The organism is Klebsiella sp. CN_Kp066, assembly GCF_040065135.1.
Taxonomy (GTDB): domain Bacteria; phylum Pseudomonadota; class Gammaproteobacteria; order Enterobacterales; family Enterobacteriaceae; genus Klebsiella; species Klebsiella oxytoca.
Genome location: NZ_JBEAIU010000054.1, coordinates 29,698 through 39,945 on the forward strand (window position 1 = coordinate 29,698; position 10,248 = coordinate 39,945).

Sequence of the window (10,248 nt, forward strand, 5' to 3'; positions counted from 1 at the left end):
CGATGAAAACTTTCTCACTACAAACGCGGTTGTACAGCGGTCAGGGTAGCCTGGCGGTGCTCAAACGCTTTACCAACAAGCACATCTGGATTATCTGCGATGGCTTTCTTGCGCGCTCGCCGCTGCTGGAAACCCTGCGTCAGGCGTTGCCCGCAGATAACCGCATTAGCGTCTTTAGCGAGATAACCCCGGACCCCACTATCCACACCGTGGTACAGGGCATTGCGCAAATGCAGGCCCTGCAGCCGCAGGTGGTCATCGGCTTCGGCGGCGGATCGGCAATGGATGCGGCGAAAGCTATCGTCTGGTTCAGTCAGCAGAGCGGCATCAGCATCGAAACCTGCGTGGCTATACCGACCACCAGCGGTACCGGTTCAGAAGTAACCAGCGCCTGCGTAATTAGCGATCCGGATAAAGGCATCAAGTACCCGCTGTTCAACAATGCGCTCTATCCCGATATGGCGATCCTTGACCCGGAGCTGGTGGTCAGCGTGCCGCCGCAGATTACGGCCAACACCGGCATGGACGTGCTGACCCACGCGCTGGAGGCGTGGGTCTCTCCGCACGCCAGCGACTTTACCGACGCGCTGGCGGAAAAAGCCGCCAAACTGGTGTTCCAGTATCTGCCCACGGCGGTGGAAAAAGGCGACTGCGTGGCGACGCGCGGGAAAATGCACAATGCCTCAACGCTTGCCGGAATGGCGTTCAGCCAGGCGGGGCTGGGGCTTAACCATGCTATCGCCCACCAGCTTGGCGGGCAGTTTCACCTCCCGCACGGACTGGCCAACGCGCTGCTGTTAACCGCGGTTATCCGCTTTAACGCCGGTCATCCGCGCGCCGGAAAACGCTACGCGCGGCTGGCCAAAGCCTGCGGCTTTTGTCCGGCAGACGCCAGCGATAGTACGGCGATCAATGCGCTGATCCAGCAAATCGAACGGCTCAAGCAGCGCTGTGCGCTGCCGTCACTGGCGGTCGCGCTGAAAGAGGGACGTGCCGAGTACTCAGCGCGCATTCCGGCCATGGTGCAGGCCGCACTGGCTGACGTGACCTTGCGCACGAATCCTCGCCCGGCCAGCGCCGGGGAAATTCAGGAACTGCTGGAGGAACTGCTATGAGTACCGCCGTCAACGCTGTTGAAATGGCCAGAAGCGCCGAGGAGATCCGCGAGCGCGTGCGCGCTGCGGGCGTAGTCGGCGCGGGTGGAGCGGGTTTTCCCGCCCACGTGAAGCTGCAGGCGCAGGTGGAGATCTTTCTGGTTAACGCCGCCGAGTGCGAACCGATGCTCAAGGTCGACCAGCAGCTAATGTGGCAGCAGGCTGCACGTCTGGTCCGCGGCGTGCAGTACGCGATGACGGCAACCGGCGCGCGCGAAGGGGTGATTGCCCTGAAAGAGAAGTACCGCCGGGCTATCGACGCCCTCACCCCGCTGCTGCCTGCCGGTATTCGCCTGCATATTCTGCCGGATGTCTATCCCGCAGGCGATGAGGTGCTGACTATCTGGTTAGCTACCGGTCGACGGGTCGCACCCGCCGCGCTGCCAGCCAGCGTTGGGGTCGTGGTGAATAACGTACAAACGGTGCTCAATATTGCCCGTGCGGTTGAGCAGCAGTTTCCGGTGACCCGCCGCACGCTAACCGTTAACGGCGCGGTCGCCCGACCGCTGACCGTCACCGTCCCCATCGGCATGTCGCTGCGCGAAGTGCTGGCGCTGGCGGGCGGCGCGACGGTCGACGACCCCGGTTTTATTAACGGTGGCCCGATGATGGGCGGCCTGATGACTGCTCTCGATAGCCCGGTAACCAAAACTACCGGCGGCCTGCTGGTGCTGCCCAAAAGCCATCCGCTTATCCAGCGGCGGATGCAGGACGAGCGCACGGTGCTTTCCGTGGCCCGTACCGTCTGCGAACAGTGTCGCCTGTGTACCGATCTCTGCCCACGGCATCTGATCGGCCACGAACTCTCCCCGCACCTGCTGGTGCGGGCGGTGAACTTTCATCAGGCCGCCACGCCCCAGCTGCTGCTGAGCGCGCTCACCTGTTCGGAATGCAACGTCTGCGAAAGCGTGGCCTGTCCGGTGGGGATCTCGCCGATGCGCATCAACCGCATGCTGAAACGCGAGCTGCGCGCGCAAAACCAGCGCTATGAAGGACCGCTCTATCCGGCCGACGAAATGGCGAAATATCGCCTCGTGCCGGTGAAGCGACTGATCGCCAAACTGGGGCTGAGCCCCTGGTATCAGGAGGCGCCGCTGGTGGAAGACGAACCGGCAGTAGAAACAGTGACTTTACAGTTGCGCCAGCATATCGGCGCCAGCGCGGTAGCGAACGTTGCAGTGGGTGAACGCGTTACCCGCGGGCAATGCGTTGCCGATATCCCGGCAGGCGCATTAGGCGCGCCGGTTCACGCCAGCATCGACGGCGTGGTTGCGGCCATCAGCGAACAGGCCATCACGGTTGTAAGAGGTTAACCATGTCTCAGGCTATAGGAATTTTAGAACTCACCAGCATTGCCAAAGGAATGGAACTCGGCGATGCGATGCTGAAAAGCGCCAACGTCAATCTGCTGGTCAGCAAGACTATCTGCCCGGGTAAGTTTCTGTTGATGCTCGGCGGGGATATCGGCGCCATCCAGCAGGCCATTGAAACCGGCACTTCGCAGGCCGGCGAAATGCTCGTCGACAGCCTGGTGCTGGCGAATATCCATCCCAGCGTACTCCCGGCCATCAGCGGCCTGAACAGCGTAGACAAACGCCAGGCGGTCGGCATCGTTGAAACCTGGAGCGTTGCGGCCTGCATCAGCGCCGCGGACCGGGCGGTGAAAGGCTCCAACGTCACCCTGGTACGGGTGCATATGGCCTTCGGCATCGGCGGTAAATGCTACATGGTGGTGGCGGGCGACGTTTCCGACGTCAACAACGCGGTTACGGTAGCCAGCGAAAGCGCGGGTGAAAAAGGGCTGCTGGTTTATCGTTCGGTAATCCCGCGACCGCATGAAGCCATGTGGCGACAGATGGTGGAGGGATAATGGAAAGACAGCCAACAACGGATCGCATGATTCAGGAATACGTTCCCGGGAAACAGGTAACCCTCGCGCACCTGATTGCCAATCCCGGGAAAGATCTCTTTAAGAAACTCGGCCTGCAGGATGCGGTGTCCGCCATCGGCATCCTCACCATTACGCCCAGCGAAGCGTCGATTATCGCCTGCGACATCGCCACCAAATCCGGCGCGGTGGAGATTGGTTTTCTTGACCGCTTTACCGGCGCCGTGGTGCTGACCGGCGACGTTTCCGCTGTCGAGTACGCCCTCAAGCAGGTGACGCGCACCCTGGGCGAGATGATGCAGTTTACTACCTGCTCAATAACCCGGACGTAGCGCGATGAAACGTCTGATGTTGATCGGCCCCAGCCAGTGCGGCAAAACCTCGCTGACCCAGGGCCTGCGCGGCGAAGCGCTCCATTATAAGAAAACCCAGGCGATTGAATGGTCGCCGATGGCCATCGACACGCCGGGCGAATATCTGGAGAACCGCTGCCTTTATAGCGCTCTGTTGACCAGCGCCTGCGAGGCCGACGTTATCGCTCTGGTGCTGAACGCCGACGCCCAGTGGTCGCCGTTTTCTCCGGGTTTTACCGCTCCGATGAACCGCCCGACGATTGGTCTGGTCACTAAAGCCGACCTTGCCGATGCGCAGCGGATATCGCTAATCGGCGAGTGGCTCAGGCAGGCTGGCGCCCAGCAGATTTTTATCACCAGCGCGCTGAATAATCTGGGTCTTGATGCCGTGCTGGATTTTCTGAATTCGAAGGAACCTTTATGTCTTACAAAATAATGGCCATTAATGCCGGCAGTTCATCGTTAAAATTCCAGCTGCTGGAGATGCCTCAGGGCGATATGCTCTGCCAGGGATTGATCGAGCGTATCGGCATGGCAAACGCCCAGGTGACCCTCAAAACGCCGGCGCAAAAATGGCAGGAAACGGCGCCCGTAGCCGATCACCGTGAAGCCGTCACCCTGCTGCTGGAAAAGCTTCTCGACCATCGGATTATCCAGAGTTTGCAGGATATCGATGGCGTCGGCCACCGCGTGGCGCACGGCGGGGAGCGCTTTAAAGATTCGACGCCGGTGACCGATGAGACCTTAGCGGAAATCGAGCGCCTGGCGGAGCTGGCCCCGCTGCATAATCCAGTCAACGCGCTGGGCATTAAAGTTTTCCGCCAGCTGCTGCCCGACGCGCCGTCGGTGGCGGTGTTTGATACCGCTTTTCACCAGACGCTGGACGAGCGCGCGTTTATCTATCCGCTGCCCTGGCGCTACTACAGCGAGTTGGGCATTCGCCGTTACGGCTTCCACGGCACCAGCCACAAGTACGTTAGCGCGACGCTGGCGGAAAAGCTGGGCGTACCGTTGAGCGCTCTGCGCGTGGTGTGCTGCCATCTCGGCAACGGCAGCAGCGTTTGCGCAATCAAAGGCGGGCGCTCGGTTAACACGTCAATGGGCTTTACGCCGCAGTCCGGCGTGATGATGGGCACCCGCAGCGGCGATATCGATCCATCGATTCTACCGTGGCTGGCGCTGCATGAGGGAAAAACGCCGGAGCAGCTTAATCAGCTGCTGAATAACGAGTCCGGCCTGCTGGGGGTTTCCGGCATCTCGCACGATTATCGCGATGTCGAGCAGGCGGCGGATAGCGGTAATCGTCAGGCAGCCCTGGCGCTCTCGCTGTTTGCCGAGCGCATTCGCGCCACCATCGGCAGTTATATTATGCAGATGGGCGGCCTGGACGCGCTGATCTTTACCGGCGGCATCGGCGAAAACTCCGCCCGCGCCAGGAGCGCCATCTGCCATAACCTGAATTTCCTCGGGCTCTCGGTCGATGAAGAGAAAAACCAGCACAACGCTACCTTTATTCAGGCCGAAAATGCGATGGTCAAAGTGGCGGTCATCAATACCAATGAAGAGCTGATGATTGCCCGCGATGTGATGCGCCTGGCGCTTCCCGAAGCGCAGACATTAACCGTTTCAGCCTGAGCTCGCCGCCAGGCAAATTGCGGTGAATCATGGAAATAGCGGGATCGGCATGACACTATGCGCTTAAAATTCTGAAAACTTTACCCTAAATAATTCAGGTCACAGGACAAAGCACTGGTGCTTTGTCCCGTAGCTTGAAGTATAACGGGTAAAAAGGTGAATACGTGGCCGTAGCGCAATGCCCCGCCTCCTGTGGGGAACTCATCCAGGGCTGGATCCTCGGCAGCGAGAAGCTGGTCTCCTGCCCCGTTGACTGGTACAGCACCGTCGAGGTGGACTACGGTTCGCCTCGGGCGGATGAACGTCCGCTGGCGCGGGCGATGGTCGACCAGTTGCTGAGCTACTGGCGTTATCCGCCGGCGCTGAGCAAGGAGATTCGGATCGATATCTGCTCCACGATTCCGGTTGCCAAAGGTATGGCCAGCAGCACCGCGGACATCGCCGCGACGGCGGTAGCCGCCGCGCATCATCTCGGCCATCCGCTGGATGAACCCACCCTCGCCCGGCTCTGCGTCTCCCTGGAGCCCACCGACAGCACTCTGTTTCGTCAGCTCACCCTGTTCGACCACAACACCGCCGCCACGCAGATTGCCTGTGACAGCCAGCCTCAGCTCGATCTGCTGGTGCTGGAAAGCCCCGCTACGCTGCTGACCACCGATTACCACCGACTTCCCCGGCTTGAAAAGCTGCACGCCCACTCCGCGTCTCTGCAGCTAGCCTGGGAGAAAGTTCAGCTGGCCTGCGAGACGGATAATCCCCGGCGGATGGGAGAGGCCGCGACGCTTAGCGCCGTCGCCAGTCAGCATCTGTTACCAAAGCCGGGGTTTGATACGCTGCGGGGGCTGGTGGAAGAGTGCGATTTATACGGTATTAACGTGGCGCACAGCGGCAGCGTGGTCGGCCTGATGCTCGACCGTCAACGTCACGACATTGAGTATTTACAGCGACGGCTGGAAGAGACGCGGCTTAGCGAGCTCTGGCCCAGGCAGCACCTGCTGCGCATGGTGCAGGGCGGCGTCGAACTGCGCTAACGCTGCCGCAGCTATGCCCCGGAGGCGGTGCTACGCGCCTGTCCGGGCTACCGGACCACAGACGGCTGTAAACCCGTAGCCCTGCTAAGCGCAGCGCGAGCCGGGAAGAAGCCGCACCGATGCATTAATCCCGGCGCATTCCCCGGAGGCGGCGCTGCGCGCCTGTCCGGGCTACCGACCCGCAGACGACTATGAACCCGTAGCCCGGTCATACAGCAGCGCCACCGGGAAGAACCGCAGACGAACAATAGCGGCAGACATCTACTCGTTAAATACCCGCCTGAAGGCCGTCAGCAGCCGGGTATTTTCCTGCTGGCTGCGGATCGCGACGCGAAAGTAGCGCCCGTCGAGCCCTGGATAATTGGCACAGCTGCGGATCAGGATGTGCTGCTGCAGCATCGCGTATTGCAGATCCAGATCCGCAACGTCGCAGCGCAGAAACAGATAGTTTGCCTGTCCGGGATAGACCGTCAGGCCGGGAATATGGCGCAGTTGATGATAAAAGCGCTGCCCTTCCTCCGCCAGCCACTGCCAGGTTTTCTGCTGGTAGGCGCTATCCTGGAGAATGATCTCCCCCGCCAGGGCGGCAAAAGCATTTATCGACCACGGCATCTGGCGCTCGCGCATTCTTGCCACCGCCCGCGCATCGCCATTGACCAGATACCCCAGGCGCAGGCCGGGTATGGCATAAAATTTGGTGAGCGAACGCAGCACCCACACGTGCGGATTGTGGGCCAGAAGCGGAATAAATCCCGGCTCATCGGGGATAAAATCGATAAACGCCTCATCGAGGATCAGGGCGATGTCCAGCGACTGACAGCGTTCAGCAATCAGCGCCAGCAGTCGACGATCGGGCAGCAGGCCGGTTGGATTGTTCGGCGTGCAGAGAAATAAGCAGTCCAGATCCGGCGTCAGGGCGTCAAGAATCGCTCCGGTGAGCTGCCAGCCATCCTCCTCGCGCAGCAGAAATTCCCGCACCGCGCACTCCACCGACTGCAGCGCCCGGCGATATTCAGCAAAACCCGGAGTGACGATCATCGCCTGGCGCGGTTTCAGCCCCTGAACCAGGGTAAAAATCGCTTCAGTTTCGCCGTTTCCTGCAAGGATCGACGACGCAGGAATATGATGATGTTCCGCCAGCGCAAGGTGCAGCTGCTGATACTCAACGTCGGGATAGCGTTCAGCGCAGTCCATATTGTTGAGGATTGCGCGCTTTAAACTTTCCGGCATCCCCAGCGGGTTGATGTTGGCGCTAAAATCCAGCAGCTGCTCCGCAGAGATGCCCATAAGCGCGGCGGCCTCGCGAATATTGCCGCCGTGCGCGCTCTTTAATAGAGCCATTTCACTTTCCTGTTGCGTTATCCTCGCCTTGCCAGCGTCGCGCCGTCGGCGAAGTAGGCTTTAATCCCTGCCAGAATCGACTCTGCAACCTGCTGCTGGAATTTCGCCGTTTTCAGTTTACGCTCTTCTTCGATGTTGCTGATAAACGCGGTTTCCACCAGGATCGATGGAATATCCGGCGCTTTCAGCACCGCGAAGCCCGCCTGCTCAACCTGATTCTTGTGCAGGTTATTAATATTTCCCATCTTTTCCAGCACCGCCTTGCCAAACTTCAGGCTGTCGGCAATGGTCAACGACTGCACCATGTCGAACATCGTGTGGTCGACGTAGCGATCGCCGCTTTTGCTGACGCCGCCGATCAGATCCGAGGCGTTCTGGGTCTGAGCCAGATATTTAGCCGCGGTACTGGTAGCCCCTTTGGTTGACAGGGCAAATACCGACGAGCCGCTCGGCTGACGGCTGGTAAACGCATCGGCGTGAATAGAGACAAACAGGTCGGCGCGCTGCTTCTGCGCTTTGGCGACGCGAACCTTCAGCGGGATAAAGACATCCTCGTTGCGGGTCATATAGACCTTCATGTTGCCCTCTTTCTCGATCAGCGCGCGCAGCCGTCGGGCTATCTGCAGCACCACGTCTTTCTCGCGGGTGCGGTATTTACCGACGGCACCGGAATCCTCGCCGCCGTGTCCGGGATCGAGCATGATAACGATAGGCCGATCGCGCCCGGCTTTACCCGGTTTCGGCCCGCTCTCCGCAGGCGGAACCTGCCGCTGCAGATCGCCTTTATTGTAATCCTCGAGCAGCGCCAGCAGCGGATCCTGCACGTCGGTCGCGTTGGAAGGGTAGAGATCCATGACCAGACGCTCTTTAAAACCGGCGACCGGAGCGAGCGCGAACAGCTGCGGTTTTACGTTCTGTTTCAGCTCGAACACCATGCGTACGGTTTGCGGGTCGAATTGTCCCACGCGGGCGGACTGAATATAGGGATCGTCGCTGCGAATCTGGTTACCCATGCCTTTTAGGACGGAGTTGAGGTTAACGCCTTCCAGATCCACAACCACACGTTCAGGATTACTGAGCGCAAACTGCCGATATTTCAGGATATGGTTGGACTCCACGGTGACGCGCGTGTAGGTCGATGATGGCCAGACGCGTACGGCAACCACCTGCGCCGCGGCAGCCAACCCAACCGGACTCACACTCATTAACCACATGGCGCCCGCCCCCTGTAAAAATCGGCGGCGGCTTAATCCTGACTTGTATCCCGACATGCCACTCCCAAGCAGTAAGAAATCATTCGTATTTAAAACAAACAGATTGACCAGAAACTTTAACGAAAGGCGCATAACCTGTCATCTATAAAAGGGTAAACAATCTTTGACACCCTGATTTGGCTCACACTGTTTTCTCGGTTGCGCGAGAAATTGGAGCTTGCGTTTGCCGGCAAAACAGAATAAAAATACATTAATTACGAATAATCATGCATTGAGGTTGTGTCATGGTGAAGGAACGTCGCACCGAACTGGTAGAGGGATTCCGCCATTCTGTCCCCTATATTAACGCCCATAGAGGTAAAACGTTTGTCATCATGCTGGGCGGGGAAGCCATCGAGCATGATAATTTCTCTAGCATAGTCAACGACATTGGCCTGCTTCACAGCCTGGGAATTCGTCTGGTAGTGGTCTATGGCGCCCGTCCGCAGATCGACGCCAACCTGGCGGAGCACCGTCACGAACCGGTCTATCACAAACAAACCCGAGTGACTGACGCCAAAACGCTCGAGCTGGTTAAGCAGGCGGCGGGTATGCTGCAGCTGGAAATTACCGCTCGCCTGTCGATGAGCCTCAACAACACCCCTCTGCAGGGCGCCCACATCAACGTGGTCAGCGGCAATTTCATTATCGCGCAGCCGTTAGGCGTGGATGACGGCGTGGATTACTGTCACAGCGGGCGCATTCGGCGCATCGATGAAGAAGCCATTCACCGTCAGTTGGATAACGGCGCGATTGTGCTGATGGGCCCGGTTGCGGTGTCGGTCACCGGCGAAAGCTTTAACCTGACCTCCGAAGAGATTGCAACCCAGCTGGCGATTAAGCTCAAAGCCGAAAAGATGATTGGCTTCTGCTCGTCACAGGGGGTGTACAACCAGGATGGCGAGATCGTCCCCGAGCTATTCCCTAACGAAGCCCAGGCGCGGGTTGAAGAGATGGAAGCGGACGAAGACTACAGCTCCGGTACCGTGCGCTTCCTGCGCGGCGCGGTAAAAGCCTGCCGCAGCGGCGTGCGCCGCTGCCACCTGATTAGCTATCAGGAAAACGGCACTCTGCTGCAGGAGCTGTTCTCACGCGACGGTATCGGCACTCAGATAGTGATGGAGAGCGCCGAGCAGATCCGCCGCGCCACCATTAACGACATCGGCGGCATCCTTGAGCTGATAAGCCCGCTGGAGCAGCAAGGCATTCTGGTCAGGCGTTCTCGCGAACAGCTGGAGATGGAAATCGATAAGTTCACCATTATTCAGCGCGACAACACCACCATCGCCTGCGCCGCGCTCTATCCTTTCCCGGAAGAGAAGATCGGCGAAATGGCCTGCGTGGCGGTGCATCCGGACTACCGCAGCTCATCGCGCGGCGAAGTGCTGCTCGAACGAATTGCCGCGCAGGCGAAGCAAATGGGCCTCAGCAAACTGTTTGTTCTGACAACCCGCAGCATTCACTGGTTCCAGGAGCGCGGATTTACGCCGGTAGACGTTGACCTGCTGCCGGAGAGCAAAAAAGAGATGTACAACTATCAGCGCCGCTCCAAGGTGTTGATGGCAGACCTGGCCTGATTCTCTCCCCGGAAAG

At 59.3% G+C, this 10,248-nt stretch carries 10 protein-coding genes; 8 read left to right on the forward strand and 2 right to left on the reverse strand.

Annotation, left to right across the window (positions count from 1 at the left end):
• Window positions 1–2 precede the first annotated feature (2 nt).
• The 7 genes from pduQ (at window position 3) to ABLV75_RS21710 (ending at window position 6,061) form a co-directional block, all read left to right on the forward strand.
• Window positions 3–1,115: a 1-propanol dehydrogenase PduQ gene (pduQ, locus tag ABLV75_RS21680; protein ID WP_004105190.1), complete on the forward strand. Its 1,113-nt coding sequence runs from the start codon at window positions 3–5 to the stop codon at window positions 1,113–1,115.
• Complete coding sequence (gene pduS, locus ABLV75_RS21685; protein WP_004105191.1) at window positions 1,112–2,467, forward strand: cobalamin reductase PduS; 1,356 nt, start codon at window positions 1,112–1,114, stop codon at window positions 2,465–2,467. The genes pduQ and pduS overlap by 4 nt, the downstream gene beginning before the upstream one ends.
• A 2-nt stretch (window positions 2,468–2,469) precedes the next feature.
• Window positions 2,470–3,024, forward strand: a complete 555-nt coding sequence (gene pduT, locus ABLV75_RS21690; protein WP_000075777.1) for a propanediol utilization microcompartment protein PduT — start codon at window positions 2,470–2,472, stop codon at window positions 3,022–3,024.
• Complete coding sequence (gene pduU / locus ABLV75_RS21695) at window positions 3,024–3,374, forward strand: propanediol utilization microcompartment protein PduU (protein WP_000441103.1); 351 nt, start codon at window positions 3,024–3,026, stop codon at window positions 3,372–3,374. Before pduT ends, pduU begins: the two co-directional genes overlap by 1 nt.
• A gap of 4 nt (window positions 3,375–3,378) precedes the next feature.
• On the forward strand, window positions 3,379–3,831 hold the full coding sequence (gene pduV, locus ABLV75_RS21700; RefSeq protein WP_004105216.1) for a propanediol utilization protein PduV: 453 nt from the start codon (window positions 3,379–3,381) through the stop codon (window positions 3,829–3,831).
• Window positions 3,816–5,030 (forward strand): acetate/propionate family kinase, encoded by a 1,215-nt coding sequence (locus ABLV75_RS21705; protein ID WP_004105218.1) that lies wholly within the window; start codon window positions 3,816–3,818, stop codon window positions 5,028–5,030. The genes pduV and ABLV75_RS21705 overlap by 16 nt, the downstream gene beginning before the upstream one ends.
• Window positions 5,031–5,194: 164 nt before the next feature.
• Complete coding sequence (locus tag ABLV75_RS21710) at window positions 5,195–6,061, forward strand: L-threonine kinase (protein ID WP_004105221.1); 867 nt, start codon at window positions 5,195–5,197, stop codon at window positions 6,059–6,061.
• Window positions 6,062–6,322: 261 nt separating this feature from the next.
• Here ABLV75_RS21710 and cobD read toward each other — a convergent pair whose 3' ends face one another.
• Window positions 6,323–7,402 (reverse strand): threonine-phosphate decarboxylase CobD, encoded by a 1,080-nt coding sequence (cobD, locus tag ABLV75_RS21715; protein ID WP_004105223.1) that lies wholly within the window; start codon window positions 7,400–7,402, stop codon window positions 6,323–6,325.
• A gap of 17 nt (window positions 7,403–7,419) precedes the next feature.
• Window positions 7,420–8,673, reverse strand: a complete 1,254-nt coding sequence (gene amiC, locus ABLV75_RS21720) for an N-acetylmuramoyl-L-alanine amidase AmiC (RefSeq protein WP_024274647.1) — start codon at window positions 8,671–8,673, stop codon at window positions 7,420–7,422.
• A gap of 227 nt (window positions 8,674–8,900) precedes the next feature.
• Between amiC and argA the strand changes: the two genes are divergently transcribed.
• Window positions 8,901–10,232, forward strand: a complete 1,332-nt coding sequence (gene argA / locus ABLV75_RS21725; RefSeq protein WP_004105227.1) for an amino-acid N-acetyltransferase — start codon at window positions 8,901–8,903, stop codon at window positions 10,230–10,232.
• Window positions 10,233–10,248: the final 16 nt, after the last annotated feature.

Bases quoted from the DNA above. Each gene is read 5' to 3' on its own strand.
- pduU (WP_000441103.1), top strand. From the start codon at position 3,024: ATGGAAAGACAGCCAACAACGGATCGCATGATTCAGGAATACGTTCCC.
- pduQ (WP_004105190.1), top strand. From the start codon at position 3: ATGAAAACTTTCTCACTACAAACGCGGTTGTACAGCGGTCAGGGTAGC.
- pduS (WP_004105191.1), top strand. From the start codon at position 1,112: ATGAGTACCGCCGTCAACGCTGTTGAAATGGCCAGAAGCGCCGAGGAG.
- argA (WP_004105227.1), top strand. From the start codon at position 8,901: ATGGTGAAGGAACGTCGCACCGAACTGGTAGAGGGATTCCGCCATTCT.
- amiC (WP_024274647.1), bottom strand. From the start codon at position 8,673: ATGTCGGGATACAAGTCAGGATTAAGCCGCCGCCGATTTTTACAGGGG.
- ABLV75_RS21705 (WP_004105218.1), top strand. From the start codon at position 3,816: ATGTCTTACAAAATAATGGCCATTAATGCCGGCAGTTCATCGTTAAAA.
- cobD (WP_004105223.1), bottom strand. From the start codon at position 7,402: ATGGCTCTATTAAAGAGCGCGCACGGCGGCAATATTCGCGAGGCCGCC.
- pduT (WP_000075777.1), top strand. From the start codon at position 2,470: ATGTCTCAGGCTATAGGAATTTTAGAACTCACCAGCATTGCCAAAGGA.
- pduV (WP_004105216.1), top strand. From the start codon at position 3,379: ATGAAACGTCTGATGTTGATCGGCCCCAGCCAGTGCGGCAAAACCTCG.